Origin of the sequence: Shewanella sp. 10N.286.52.A9 (assembly GCF_041468985.1) — a bacterium.
GTDB lineage: Bacteria > Pseudomonadota > Gammaproteobacteria > Enterobacterales > Shewanellaceae > Shewanella > Shewanella japonica.
Genome location: NZ_JBFRJQ010000034.1, coordinates 1 through 13,202 on the forward strand (window position 1 = coordinate 1; position 13,202 = coordinate 13,202).

13 protein-coding genes are annotated in these 13,202 nt (G+C 41.9%); 4 read left to right on the forward strand and 9 right to left on the reverse strand.

Annotation, left to right across the window (positions count from 1 at the left end):
• Positions 1-640: 640 nt before the first annotated feature.
• Entirely contained in the window at positions 641-976 is a 336-nt protein-coding gene (locus AB4128_RS19590; RefSeq protein WP_372038692.1) for a hypothetical protein, read from the reverse strand.
• 201 nt (positions 977-1,177) lie between these two features.
• Between AB4128_RS19590 and AB4128_RS19595 the strand changes: the two genes are divergently transcribed.
• The 4 genes from AB4128_RS19595 to hmpA all read left to right on the forward strand — a co-directional run bounded on the left by AB4128_RS19595 (position 1,178) and on the right by hmpA (position 4,771).
• Positions 1,178-2,059, forward strand: coding sequence for a LysR family transcriptional regulator (locus AB4128_RS19595; protein ID WP_055025958.1), 882 nt, complete (start codon positions 1,178-1,180; stop codon positions 2,057-2,059).
• Between the two features lie 33 nt (positions 2,060-2,092).
• Positions 2,093-2,629: a DUF2937 family protein gene (locus AB4128_RS19600; RefSeq protein WP_055025959.1), complete on the forward strand. Its 537-nt coding sequence runs from the start codon at positions 2,093-2,095 to the stop codon at positions 2,627-2,629.
• Positions 2,630-2,812: 183 nt separating this feature from the next.
• The gene (locus AB4128_RS19605) at positions 2,813-3,286 is read left to right on the forward strand and encodes a peroxiredoxin (protein WP_055025960.1); all 474 of its coding nucleotides are present in this window, start codon (positions 2,813-2,815) and stop codon (positions 3,284-3,286) included.
• A gap of 291 nt (positions 3,287-3,577) precedes the next feature.
• Positions 3,578-4,771 carry an NO-inducible flavohemoprotein gene (gene hmpA, locus AB4128_RS19610; RefSeq protein WP_055025961.1) on the forward strand — a complete coding sequence of 398 codons (1,194 nt, stop codon included), beginning with the start codon at positions 3,578-3,580 and terminating at the stop codon, positions 4,769-4,771.
• A gap of 98 nt (positions 4,772-4,869) precedes the next feature.
• Here the strand turns inward: hmpA and envZ are convergent, their stop codons facing one another.
• The 8 genes from envZ to AB4128_RS19650 all read right to left on the reverse strand — a co-directional run.
• Positions 4,870-6,192: a two-component system sensor histidine kinase EnvZ gene (gene envZ / locus AB4128_RS19615; RefSeq protein WP_055025962.1), complete on the reverse strand. Its 1,323-nt coding sequence runs from the start codon at positions 6,190-6,192 to the stop codon at positions 4,870-4,872.
• A 42-nt stretch (positions 6,193-6,234) separates the two neighbouring features.
• Positions 6,235-6,960, reverse strand: a complete 726-nt coding sequence (ompR, locus tag AB4128_RS19620; protein ID WP_055025963.1) for a two-component system response regulator OmpR — start codon at positions 6,958-6,960, stop codon at positions 6,235-6,237.
• Positions 6,961-7,156: 196 nt separating this feature from the next.
• The gene (locus AB4128_RS19625) at positions 7,157-7,939 is read right to left on the reverse strand and encodes a hypothetical protein (RefSeq protein ID WP_211030176.1); all 783 of its coding nucleotides are present in this window, start codon (positions 7,937-7,939) and stop codon (positions 7,157-7,159) included.
• A 179-nt stretch (positions 7,940-8,118) separates the two neighbouring features.
• Complete coding sequence (greB, locus tag AB4128_RS19630; RefSeq protein WP_055025965.1) at positions 8,119-8,598, reverse strand: transcription elongation factor GreB; 480 nt, start codon at positions 8,596-8,598, stop codon at positions 8,119-8,121.
• 98 nt (positions 8,599-8,696) lie between these two features.
• Complete coding sequence (locus AB4128_RS19635; RefSeq protein WP_055025966.1) at positions 8,697-9,215, reverse strand: hypothetical protein; 519 nt, start codon at positions 9,213-9,215, stop codon at positions 8,697-8,699.
• 43 nt (positions 9,216-9,258) lie between these two features.
• Positions 9,259-9,945: a molecular chaperone gene (locus AB4128_RS19640; RefSeq protein WP_372038694.1), complete on the reverse strand. Its 687-nt coding sequence runs from the start codon at positions 9,943-9,945 to the stop codon at positions 9,259-9,261.
• Between the two features lie 50 nt (positions 9,946-9,995).
• Positions 9,996-10,676 (reverse strand): DMSO/selenate family reductase complex B subunit, encoded by a 681-nt coding sequence (locus tag AB4128_RS19645; protein ID WP_055025968.1) that lies wholly within the window; start codon positions 10,674-10,676, stop codon positions 9,996-9,998.
• A gap of 12 nt (positions 10,677-10,688) precedes the next feature.
• Positions 10,689-13,202, reverse strand: a 2,514-nt coding sequence (locus AB4128_RS19650) for a DMSO/selenate family reductase complex A subunit (protein ID WP_055025969.1), incomplete at its 5' end; no start/stop codon positions are given.

A 13,202-nucleotide genomic window follows, 5' to 3' on the forward strand; every position in this document is an offset into this window, starting at 1 on the left:
TATTAAATCTTAAATAAAAAAAGAATAATTAAAAAATCGGCATATTAATGATGGTTAACCTTTAAATCTATATTTGTTATTGTTATAAAATTGAAATTGTGACTTGTATCTATATATAAAGTAATAAGGTGATAATGATTAAATGGTATTTTAAATATACCTTATGAATTTTCTTGTGATTATTTTGCGGAGTTATTTATATGGTTTGTAATAATTTGTTGCGGTTGTGGAATAAATTGGTTTCAATAACTGGTGGTTTAATTTTTCTTTTAATTTGATAAAATTTAAGTTGTTGATTTTTATTATTTTGTTTTGTCGATAATATTATTTTTAGTCTGAGTTTTAGTTTGGCGAGTGATCTATAATTAGTAGTGTTACCAAGGTAAAACTTTTATTGGATTCAATAATGTCTGTGGTTTAATAAGGTTGTAATATTTTCAAAATTCTATGTGGTTTTTAATTTAAATAGTTTATTTGTTTTTATTTAAATGAGATTCATATTTGATTTTGTATATATTAAAATTATCTTTATTAGTATTTTAAAAGGTTTAAAGTTGTAACTTAATATAGTCTATGTAAGTTTATATTTATTACTCATTGTCAAAAAATTTTGGTAAGTATATTTTGGCTTGCTGATTAACTAATCTTCAGCAGTACAGATGGTAAATTTTTCAGCTGATACGCCGAGTTTTTCCGAAAAATTAGATACCAAACAAGCCGTGGTTTTCTCATCATCTTCCTCTAGCATATGTTTCTCAACACATGCCCGCATCACCTCGCGAAATACCGATTCTACTTTTGCTTCTGATTGATTTACACAGCTGGCCATTTTGGTAAATTCATCATCCGCTTTCATTTGATTAACGGACATTTGAATCACCATATCTAATTGTTCAGCGGTGAGCTCTTCTGAGAGGGGGGAGCTTGCCATTGTAGATGATGACAGTAACAGAGTGACAATAATCGCGGCTTTCATGTATTAATCCTTTAATGTAATGTCCATATTGATCGCTAATGCTATAGCGCTAACTACACAGTATAGCCTAATAACATAAGCGTTATTACTAGCTGATTTTAATGGGCTTGCTACAATCGTAGGCATTCACCAAGCCGTTATTAATGGCTATCACAATTTGTAAACTGTATCTGCCATTCGGTTAATCTTGCTGGAGACGACATGCTGACACGTTCAGATGATTTAGAAATATTACTTACTGTTGTCGATAGTGGCGGTTTTTCAGCTGCGGCAGAGCACTTGGATATTCAAGTGGCACGAGTATCACGTTCTGTTAGTCGAATAGAGCAACAACTTGGCGTGACGATATTAAACCGCACCACTCGACGAGTTGATTTAACCGATGAAGGTCGTCAGTTTGTTGAGTCTATTCGCAATGGGCTGCAATGCCTTAATCAAGCAGAGCATGACTTGATTTGCCGTGGCGATTTACCCAAAGGACGGTTGCGAGTTAATGCTGCTAGTCCATTTGTATTTCACCAATTAATCCCATTAATTCATGAATTCAAAGAGGCATATCCAGATATTGAATTAGAAATCACCTCTAACGAGGGTTATGTCGACTTATTAGAAAAGCACACGGATGTCGCTATTCGTATTGGTGAACTTGCTGATTCTACTTTGCATGCCCGCTTATTGGGTCACAGTATGTTGTATTTCGTGGCGACACCTGAATACTTGCAAAAGCGTGATATTCCAAAGCAGGTTTGTGAGTTAAATTATCATAATTTAATTGGTTTTAGTGAGCCTAAAGTGCTGAATCAATGGCCGCTAAAGGGCGGGTACACAGCTGTGCCTGCGATGACATGTAGTAGTGGAGAAACCATTCGACAATTGGTGTTAGCTGGCCATGGTATTGGCTGTTTATCTGGGTTTATGGTGAACAAAGATATTGAGGAAGGGCGGTTAGTGACCTTGCTTGAGTCTGAAAAACTGGTCAATGCTGGCTGTCGTCAGGTCAATGCTGTGTATTATAAATCATCTTCTGTGGCGAAGCGCATTTCTGCTTTCATTGACTTTATCCAACCTAAATTAACGTTATAAGCCAAGCCATTCACACTTTTTAAAGGCATTTACATGAAATCGATAATGGATTATTTGCGGCTCATTTTGTTTGTTAGTGGCGTACTGCTTGGGGTGCAAGTGCCTGCTTTTGTCGATCAATACGGTCAACGTTTACAAGCGCATACTCAAGAAGCCAAATTAAGCCTGGATCAATTTCAGCGAGATGCTGATCGGTTTTTTGCGGGTGATATCCAGCGGCTTATTCAGCATTATCAACAAAACCCTGATCAAGTTGTCAATGCTGGCGGAGACAGTATTGAAGCCATTTATCAGCGGTATCAATTACTCAATGGCGCCTTAAATCAATTTAACCAAACCGCTTACAGCGGTTTTGAACAAGTGGCTTTCGAGCCATTAGAGGATATTCGCCAAGAGGTTTGGCAAAATTTTAGCCATACCATTATGTTGGACACCAGAGCGATTGCTATAGGCTTAGTCATTGGCTTTATATTATCCCTAGCTTGTGAATTATGTCTTGTGGGCTGCGGTAAAGGATGCCGACATGCGTATCGGGCGATGAAACCTAAAGCTAAGATGAATACCGAGTAATAAAGAGCCACGAGAAGTTAAGTGAAGCATAGCGAGCATACCAGAATAGCAGCGAGTGCTTTAGTGGCTACATTCACGTTTATTGGATAAATTAACCATACAATTCTTCGGTGTTTGTTTGAAGGATTTCGTTTTATGCTAGTCATTATGTTAATCATCATTTCACTTGATTAAGGATATCCCATGATAGAACAAGGACACACATTACCTGCAGGCATCTTATCTGAGTTAACACCAGACGGAATGCTCAATCACAATGTGAGTGATTTTTTTGCTGATAAGAAAGTGGTGTTGTTTGCAGTACCTGGTGCATTTACGCCAACTTGCTCAGAATCCCATTTACCGGGTTTTGTGATTTATGCCGATCAGCTTAAAGCCAAAGGAGTTGATGTCATTGCCTGTGTTTCAGTGAATGATGCCTTTGTAATGAAAGCATGGGGAGAGGCGCAAAATGCCTCTGAACTGACCATGCTTGCTGATGGTGATGCGAGTTTCACTAAGGCACTAGGCTTAGATATGGATACTGCTGGGTTTGGTGGTATTCGTTCGCAACGTTATGCCATGGTTGTTGATAATGGTGTTGTGACGACCTTGAATGTGGAAGCGCCGAAATCTTTTGAAGTCAGTACTGCTGAAGCGATATTAGCGGTTTTGTAAATATTACGAGAGAGATTAGCTTTTAAAGGCGACTGATATAGTCGCCTTTTTTATTCAAATTTAATCCACCTTATCCAAGAGTTGTGTCGTAAACGTATAACTGTATTAATTTATTTTTAGGGCCATCACTGATTCTTGATCTTGGTGCAATCGAGTCAATCCTTTCAGCTACCAGTATGATATTTACGAGCTAGATAAATTCAAATTAATCTGAAATACATTGATCTAAATCAAATACATGTTTAGTATTCTTTTAAAACATGCATTTTAAATACATATTAGAGGTTGTTTATGTTAGATCAGCATACCAAAGACGTTGTTAAGAGCACGATTCCGTTATTAGAAGCAGCAGGCCCAGCGCTAACCACACACTTTTATCAACGTATGTTTGAACATAATCCCGAGTTAAAAGATGTATTTAACTTGGCTCATCAACACACTGGCGGTCAGCCAGTTGCCTTATTTAATGCCGTGGCAGCCTATGCCAAAAACATAGATAACTTAGAAGCACTTGGCGCTGCCGTTGAGCGTATTGCCCATAAACATACTGGTTTTTTAATTAAGCCTGAGCAATATGCCATTGTTGGTGGTCACCTACTTGCGACCCTTAAAGAACTCGGCGGTGATGCAGTAACCGAAGAAGTATTGACGGCATGGGGCAATGCATATGGTTTTTTAGCGGATATTTTTATCAATCGAGAAGCGCAGCTTTATCAGCAAACCGCTGCCAAAACGGGTGGTTGGGAAGGTAAGCGCCGTTTTGTTGTAAAGGCTAAAACAGTAGAGTCTTCAGTGATTACTTCATTTTTATTAACGCCTGAGGACGGTGGATCGGTTGTCGATTTTACGCCTGGGCAGTACTTAAGCGTGTCGCTTGAGCATGAACAGCTTGAGTTTACTGAAATTCGTCAATACTCATTATCGGATGCGCCAAACGGGAGTAGCTACCGCATAAGCGTGAAGCGTGAAGCGGAAGGTAAAGCTTCAAATTTACTGCATGATCATTATCATGTTGGTGATGTGATTGAGCTTATAGCCCCAGCTGGTGATTTTGTACTTTCTGCACAAGCTGATACGCCAGTGGTATTACTATCTGCTGGAGTGGGGGTGACACCAATGAAGAGTATGCTTAATCAGTTATTGTCTCAATCTCACCAAGCAGATATTACGTGGGTTCATGCCTGTGAAGACGGTGCGCAGCATGGCTTTAAAGATGCGATAAAAGCTAAGCGCAATGCCAATACTCACCTTGAAAGTTATGTGTGGTATCGTCAACCGTTAGCGACAGATTTACCCGCTGAAGACTTTGATTTTGAAGGGACAGTTGCACTGGAAAATATCGCTGAGCGTATTGTGCCAAATGCACAGTATTATTTCTGTGGCCCTATTGGGTTTATGAAGGCGATTAAGCAGCAGTTACTCGCGCTTAATGTGCCAGAGTCGCAAATTCATTACGAAGTGTTTGGCCCACATTCAGACTTATAAACAGAGTATTAACCAATCTGAAAAAGCGACTCACTATTTACGCTATAGCAGTCGCTTTTTTGGTATCAAACTTTGGGCAGTCAACAAGCTCAATAGCATTAACTATTATCTATTGGCAACCATACTTGTGCTTTTAAGCCGCCTTCTGGACGATTACTCAATTCAATTTTTCCGTGGTGGCGGTCAATAATCCGTTTTACTATCGCTAAACCTAGGCCAGAGCCCACTGAGCCACGGGCGCTGTCGCCTTGGGTGAATGGTTGAAATAGTTCATCGATTTTAGCTTCGTTAATGCCAGGGCCATTGTCTTCGACAATAAAGCTGACGTATTTGGGCTTATGTTTAGAGCTGATTTTTATCCAGCCGCCACCATAGCGAAAGCCATTTTCGACTAAATTACTCAGTACTCGTTTAATAGCGATACTTTGAAAAGGCACTAATGGACAATCTTGTAAATCTAACTCGATTTCACCATCACGATTAACCTCTTGCTGGCTAATTTCTTGGATTAAGCGATTAATCTGATTCGGCTCGCGCACGCTTTCTTGATCATGACGAACATAAGCAATGAATTGCTTAATGATGTCATCCATATCCTCGATATCATTAATAATACCTTCTTGAAGATACTTGTCCTCATCGACCATCATCTCTGAGGCAAGACGAATGCGTGTCAGCGGGGTGCGTAAATCGTGCGAGATCCCTGCCATCAACAAGGCTCTGTCTTGCTCCAATTGCTTCATGCTATGAGACATTTGGTTAAAGGCGTGGGTCACTTCAACGATTTCAGATGAGCCGCTTAATGGTAAAGGTTTTGGAAACTCACCTTTGGAAACTGTCACCGCTGCTTGTTGTAAGCGTTTTAACGGTCGATTTAACCGTCGAGCAAATATCCACCCTCCAGCAACACTTAATGCACCAATCACTAATAAGTATAGAGTCAGTGGAGAGAGATCATTTTCATTGAGGCCAGTAAGCGGCACTTTTATCCACAAGGTGGGTGCTTGTGGTGGTCGGATCCAAACTTGTAATTGCGTTCCTTGGGAAAAGCGAACTTCAGCCTCGCCACCTAAGTATTGCGACATTTGTTCAGACAAGAAGCCATAATACGTTGCACTATCAAGCCCTGCTTTGATGGCATCTTGTTGATTGTAGATTTTCATTTCATCGTGGCGTACTTTTGCATTGAGGGCATCGACCATGGTGAGGTGTTCACGGCTAATCGTGACGCCATCGATGAACAACAAATTAATCTGACGGGCAATCAATTGGTTAATTTGTTCGTAGCTAGGTTTGATGAAATATACAGTGACAGATAAGTATGACACTAGCTGATTGATAAGCAGCAAGCTGCCAATCAAGAGAACGGTTTGACTGAAAGAGTTGCGTGGCAGAAAACGCTGCCACCACTTCAGTTTAATTGCCGTTGGCTGGCTAATGGATTTACTCTGGCTAATGGGGAGTTACCCTCTTGCGGTGCCATCAGGCACAAACACATAACCCAAGCCCCACACAGTTTGAATATAGCGTGGATTAGCCGCGTCGACTTCAATTAAGCGACGTAATCTTGAGACTTGAACGTCAATGGAGCGCTCGAGTGCAGAGTAATCACGGCCTCGAGCAAGGTTCATCAGTTTGTCGCGAGATAATGGCTCTCTTGGATGTGATACCAATACTTTAAGCACAGCAAACTCACCCGAAGTCAGTGCAATACTCTTATCGTCGTGGAACATTTCACGAGTGGCAAGGTTCAATGAAAAATCACCAAAGCTGATGACTTCTTCTTGCTGAGCAGGTGCTCCAGGTACTTCCGTGGTTTGACGGCGCATAACGGCTTTAATACGGGCAAGTAATTCACGAGGATTAAATGGTTTTGGTAGGTAATCATCTGCGCCTAACTCTAAACCAATAATGCGGTCTACTTCATCGCCTTTGGCTGTCAGCATCACAATAGGGATTGGGTTCTCTTGCTGACGTAAACGTCGGCAGATAGAGAGTCCATCTTCACCCGGAAGCATTAAATCAAGCACTAAAAGGTGAAAGTTTTCACGTTCTAATAAGCGATCCATTTGTTCAGCATTGGCAGCGCTTCGCACTTGATACCCTTGCTCAAGTAGATAGCGTTCCAATAATGATCTGAGTCGCATGTCATCATCGACAACGAGAATTTTAGATGTTTCCTGGCCCATGAAATATCCTTTAGTCTAAATTTCGGCGCTAAATACCATTAATCAGTTCAATATAGCGAGTTTATTAGAGTGCAAACAAGAGGTGTTACAGTCGATTATGGCAGAACAAGGATAATATGACTAATAATGATAATTAAGTCTATGAAATTATTTATAAATAATGAAGTGAATTTGATTTTTTGAAATTGTAACTAAATCAGTTTTTACGCATTAATCGTGAAAAAGTATCTATGATGCCATCTTCGTTGTGATCCAGTAGAAAGATTAATTGGTCATCATGTAATTTGACATTAAAGGCCGCTGAGGCGATTTCTCCATAACGACTAAAGCCTGTTTGTTGATTGTCGTCATATTGAGTTTGAAAATACACTTCCCCAGAGTCTGATTGGTGCTGATATTGGCCCCACTCCATCCCTGTCAGTTCGTCATCATGTTCAAAGTTGATTTGCAGTTGCACATAAAGGCCATTTTCTAGCATTAGCACTGCATAAAGATCGTCATAGTCTTGGTTGTACCAATAGCCTTCAATTTCTCTTGGTTCTAATTGTTGGTACTCAATCACGTTATCAATTGAGTTATCACCTAAGGTGTCCATGTTTAATTGTAAGCGAGAGGCATCACTGTTGAGGTATACATGGCTTTGATTTCGTTGGGTGAGTAAGGTGATAAAGCCTTTGGTTGGATTATTGCTAAATGTCGGATTAAAGCTGATAGAAAGCGGCAATTCAGAAAACGCTTTCGTGTTAGACAAATTAAAGTAACCCCATTCGGCAAAACTGTTATCTGGCGCCTGCAGGTCTAGACCAATCTGTAAGTAACTGTGGTCATCGTTGATTTGTAAAATTTCAATGTGATCGGTTTGTTGACTAAGCCAGTTACCCACAATATGAGACGGCGGCGAGGCGTTGGCCACCCCACAACAAATGAGCAATATGCAGACGATGCTCTTGTTAAATCGCACTAACCATTGCCCATACATAAAAGCTCCATTTTTATGCCACTCAAAAAACAATAGAGATAAAAAACAGGATCTCAAGTTTAGTAAATGAGCGCTATTGCGCAAACTTATGCCAGTTAAATCGACTCAAAGTCTTATTAATCTTGGTGGATGCGCCTAAATGGGGCTTTGTTCTATTCCTTTATGGTTATCAACTCTACCTATAAAGCTGTATAAGATATTTTATTGATATACCAATCTTGTGGGCCTGTTGGTGTTGGAACGACAGCATCGTCGTCGACTTCTTTTTTGAGTAAGGCGCGTGCCATGGGGGAGTCAATTGAGATATAGCCTTTGGCATCGCCGTAGATTTCGTCGGGGCCGACAATTCTAAAAGTGAGTAGTTTGCCGTCATCGTTTTCAATTTCAACCCAGGCTCCGAAGAATACTTTTCCTTCTTGTTCGGGGGCATATTCGACGACTTTTAACGTTTCGATACGTTTACGTAAAAAACGAACTCGGCCATCTATTTGGCGAAGCAGGCGTTTATTTTCTTTGTAATCTGCATTTTCACTGCGATCGCCAAGGCTGGCTGCCCAGGTAACTTTTTTGGTGATCTCTGGGCGGTATTCTCGCCACAGGTAATTCAGTTCTTTTTTGAGTTTGGTCATCCCTTCAGGGGTGATGAGGTTGGTTTTCACTTGGGTGTGTACTCAATCTGATGGTGAGTTATTGCTTATAAGTGAAATTACCTAAAAGGAATGCCGTTGTCGACACTTAAGTCGATACGAGTCAGTTGTTAGCTGCCCATATTGCGGCTTTGACTACGACGTTGTTGACGCAGCTGTGCTAACTGATCCATTGCAGAGATGACTTTTTGACTTTGATGACATATCACAGCGAGTCTAGTATCAGTGCCTTGAGCTTGTTGGTTATTTTGCAAAGCATCGTTGTCGGTGTGTGATTTGGCGGCTAATTCGTCAGCTTGTTTGAGACACTGCTTGGCGTAGTGCTCAGTAATTTGAATGATTAAGGCTTCTGCTTGAGTCAGGTTGTTACTGTTGATTTCTTTGACAAATAACAGCAAAAAACAGTCGAATAATGCGCTAAACACTGCAGGGGTATCGAACTTAGCTTGTTCGCAAGCGATACGACGAGATGGGTCGATTAATGCGGCGACTAGATTAGCTGTGGTTGTGGCATTCGTTGCGCCTGCAAAAAGGCTGTTAACGTAGGTATCTTGCTGCCAGAATGCGACCAGTTGATGCGACCACTCGGCCTTATCCCACTGTGCGCCCATTGCGTGAATGACTGACATAACAACTCCTACGAAAACAACATGACATGAGTGTAAAACGCGTTTATCTGAATAGCTTTCTTGGCATTGGTATAACCTTAAATGCGTGAGTAAGCTCAGCTAAATAGTCATTAGCCAATAACGCAATGGCCAGATAAAAACCGGTTTCTGCATTGATTTTTGCAAGCTCTAAACAGCGACCCGCCCAAGGTAGCATGTGTTGCTGTAACAACACCTGAATAAACTGGGTTAATTGCTGCTCATCGACATCAGATTCAGGATTGGTTTTAGCCTCAACGAGTTGGGAAAAACTTGAATCTAATACGCTAAAGAACAAGCCAATATGATCAACGGGTTGTGGCATCTCAAGTTCGAAACTCACGCCGTACTGCTTGTAAAAATCAATTAATGCGATAGTTGATGCATCAAAATGTACTTGATCTTCACCTAAGTAAGCAGAGCCTTGTGGTATCGCTTTAGGTTCACCTGGACCGAAAAATAGCTGACCATAGTCAACTTTTAAGTCCATTAGGTGCTCAGATTCATCCCATTGATTGAGGTACGCTGTTAGAGCGTCACGTCCTTGTTGATTGTCACTGCGATTGGCAAATTCAGGCCAAGTAGCAGCAACGTCATTGTCTTTGAAGTTTGCAATAAGCTCTGCTTCAGGATAATGACAAAAAAGGTTATGCAGAATACGGGCTACGGCTTGGTATTCACATAACTGCTCAACTGACTGTTCAATACTCATGTTACTTTTCCTCAAAAAGGGCAGTGGTCTATGACCACTGCCAGATCTGATTAGACTTCTTTCGGGTTCAAGATATTACCCGCACCGCCACCTGCTGGTTGACCATTGCGATTCGCTTTGATGATCAAGTTCGGGGTAGTGATTGATGGGTTTGGTAATGGTGCAATATGACCGTCACCTGAACCATACTTAGCTTGAATGTTTTCTGTTGTATCAAAGTCTAGTGCACGTAATGGGCAAGACTCAACACACACTGGCTTACGGCCTTCAGCTAAACGGTCATAACAACCGTCACACTTGGTCATCACTTTACGTTCTTGATCAAGTTGTGGCGCATCGTATGGACAAGCACGAGAACAGCTTTCACATGCAATACATAGCTCTTCTGCTACAAGCACTAAACCGTCTTCACGACGTTTGTGCATCGCACCAGTAGGACAAGCTTTAACACATACAGGCTCGCTACAGTGGTTACAACCTACAGACATGTAGTAAGCAAATACGTCTTGCTCAAAAGTACCTGTTGCAGGGTCAACATTCCATGTACCGCCACCGTATTCGTAAACACGACGCCAGTTAACGCCGTTTAGGCTTGGCACGCCATTTTCAACTGGCTTAGTGGCATTACGGATTTGCTCGCCTTGTCTGTCTTTACAAGAGATATGGCAGGCTTTACACCCTGTACATTTAGTCGAATCGACATAAAAACTATATTGGATAGCATCGCTCATTGTAGCGCTCCCTTATAAAACTTTACGAATTTGAACACGGTTAGTGTGTTGTGGATTACCTTTAGCCACTGGGCTAGGCATGTATTTGGTTAGCGAGTTAATTGCGCCACCAATATCAACCACTTTACCTGTTGAGCCAGTACGGCCGTTTGGATCTGGTAAGAACCAAGCACCTTGACCAAGAGCTACAACACCCGGTACAACACGAGGAGTAACACGTACTACAACTTCAATTGAACCACGATCGTTATACATCTCTACTTTGTCGCCAGAAGCAACGCCGTATTGTTGTGCATCAATAGCGTTCATCCATACTGCATCTTCAACTGCTTCACGTAACCAAGGTACGTTATGGTAGCTAGAGTGAGTACGACCTTTAGTGTGATAGCCCGCTAATTGCAGTGGGTAATCTTCTTTAGTGTCTTCATCTTCATAACCGTCCCACGTTACTGTGTACTGAGGGATAGCAGTGATGGTGTCGCCTTTAACTTTGTTCTGTTCCCAGTTAGCCGCGCGCCATGCAAGTTCTGCAGAATGAATTTCGATTTTGCCTGATGGCGTACCTAGTGCTTCACCGCCATTAACAAAACCTTGTAGTGCAACGTTGCGGTTTTCCATGTTCTTACGGAAGAAACCAATTTCTTGTGCTTCTTTGTAAGTTGACGGGAACGCAGGGCTCACACCTAAGTTTTTGCTGTTTTCACGGGTTTGTTGGTATAGCTCTTCTAGCCATTCGTCTTCAGTTTTACCTTCGGTAAACTCAGCGCCAACACCCATTTTTTCAGCGATTAATGCTGCAACTTGGTACATAGACTTACAGTCCCAAATTGGGTCTACTGCAGCTTTCATTGCTGTGATGTAACCCATTGCACCTGAAGCGTAAGAATCATCAACTAAGTCGTTAGATTCTAACCAAGAGGTATCAGGAATGATGATGTCGGCAAATTTAGCGCCTGGTGTCATCCAACAATCACAAGAAACAATCAGTTCAACGCCGCTTTCATCTTTTAAGATTTCTGCAGTGCCGTTGATGTCAGCATGCTGGTTTAATAGCGAGCTGTCCGATGCTGAAATGATCACTTTGATGTTAGTACCAAGTGGCGTATCTAAATCATCAGTACCCGTAATACCGTGGGTACGTGCCGTCATGGTTTCGCCATTGTGAATCGCTTCTGACCAAGTGAAGAAAGAGATTTTTTCTTTCACTGGGTTAGTGCCTGTTGGGATAGAACCACGGAACATGTTAGTCATGTTTGGTAGCTCACCGTTTGATGAACCTTCACGACCTAATTTACCGGCTAATACACCTAGCATGTAGATAGCACGAACGGTTTGCTCACCGTTAGCTTGGCGGTTAACACCAGCGCCAGCAATGATGTATGGCTTTTCAGATGCCATTAAGTCATCAGCGACTTTCTTGATGTTAGCTTCAGAAATACCAGTGATTTTTGCTGCCCACTCAGGAGTGCGCGCTTCACGGTCAGCGAACTTGCCTTGGCCCATGATGTAATCGTGGTAGTTCTCTTCTGAATCCATCGCAGCAGCGTATTCGATTTTCTTCGCATCGCCACTGTTTAAGAAGATTTGCTTTTGCGCTTCAATTGACGCTGCGTCGTAACCGACACTGTTCTTGTTGATGAAGTCGATAGAGTTTGCATCAACCCAGCCTGAGCTGATCATCAAGTAAGCAATTGCTTCTGCTAATGCAGCATCCGTACCTGGACGGATTGGTAACCAAGATGATTCTTTACCCGTCATTGAGTCAGTGTAACGAGGGTCAATCATGGTGACTTTAAGGCCATTTGCACGTTGCAATGCCTGTAAGTAGTCATAACCTTCGCCAGAGCCTGATTGACGAATTTCACTTGGGTTGTAAGCAAAACCCAGTAAAAAGTCACTGCTTTCTAACGTGACAGTTGCAGAACCTGATGTACTGCCAGTACCAAAGGTATGCTTAGCCGCTTCAGTTTGTTGTGCCCAAGAATAGTTACCGAAGTATTGTAAACAACCGCCAACTAGGTTGAATAAACGGTTAAAACATCCGTTAGATGCAAAACCGTAGTAAGCGCCAGAGCCGTAGCTTCTGAAAATTGCTTTGTTACCGTGCTCAGCGATCACTGAGTTTAACTTGCTACCAATCGTTTCTGCAGCTTCATCCCAAGTGATTGGCACGAATTTACCTTCGCCACGTTCACCAACACGTTTCATAGGTGATTTTAAGCGGTCTAATGCGTAAGTACGTTGACGTAGTGAGCGGCCACGGGCACAAGCACGAACTTGGTGCATACCGTAAACATCTTCTACTTCATGGTCCGTTTCAACGCGGGTAATCATCCCGTCGCGGCTATATACTTTAACTGGGCAGTTTGAGCCACAGTTAACGAGACATGCAGACCAAGTTAGTGCTTCATCAACAGGTGGTTGCGGCGGTAGTGGCTCAGCATCTTTTGAGCTTGAATTACAGCCCGTTACTGTTGCAGCACAACCCAATGCAGCACTCATTTTTAAGAAACTTCTGCGTTCCAT

What these genes read in the sequence shown, in the direction of transcription:
- AB4128_RS19640 (WP_372038694.1), bottom strand. Translation starts at nt 9,945, where the DNA reads ATGAGTATTGAACAGTCAGTTGAGCAGTTATGTGAATACCAAGCCGTA.
- AB4128_RS19645 (WP_055025968.1), bottom strand. Translation starts at nt 10,676, where the DNA reads ATGAGCGATGCTATCCAATATAGTTTTTATGTCGATTCGACTAAATGT.
- AB4128_RS19635 (WP_055025966.1), bottom strand. Translation starts at nt 9,215, where the DNA reads ATGTCAGTCATTCACGCAATGGGCGCACAGTGGGATAAGGCCGAGTGG.
- AB4128_RS19600 (WP_055025959.1), top strand. Translation starts at nt 2,093, where the DNA reads ATGAAATCGATAATGGATTATTTGCGGCTCATTTTGTTTGTTAGTGGC.
- ompR (WP_055025963.1), bottom strand. Translation starts at nt 6,960, where the DNA reads ATGGGCCAGGAAACATCTAAAATTCTCGTTGTCGATGATGACATGCGA.
- hmpA (WP_055025961.1), top strand. Translation starts at nt 3,578, where the DNA reads ATGTTAGATCAGCATACCAAAGACGTTGTTAAGAGCACGATTCCGTTA.
- AB4128_RS19625 (WP_211030176.1), bottom strand. Translation starts at nt 7,939, where the DNA reads ATGTATGGGCAATGGTTAGTGCGATTTAACAAGAGCATCGTCTGCATA.
- AB4128_RS19590 (WP_372038692.1), bottom strand. Translation starts at nt 976, where the DNA reads ATGAAAGCCGCGATTATTGTCACTCTGTTACTGTCATCATCTACAATG.
- AB4128_RS19595 (WP_055025958.1), top strand. Translation starts at nt 1,178, where the DNA reads ATGCTGACACGTTCAGATGATTTAGAAATATTACTTACTGTTGTCGAT.
- AB4128_RS19605 (WP_055025960.1), top strand. Translation starts at nt 2,813, where the DNA reads ATGATAGAACAAGGACACACATTACCTGCAGGCATCTTATCTGAGTTA.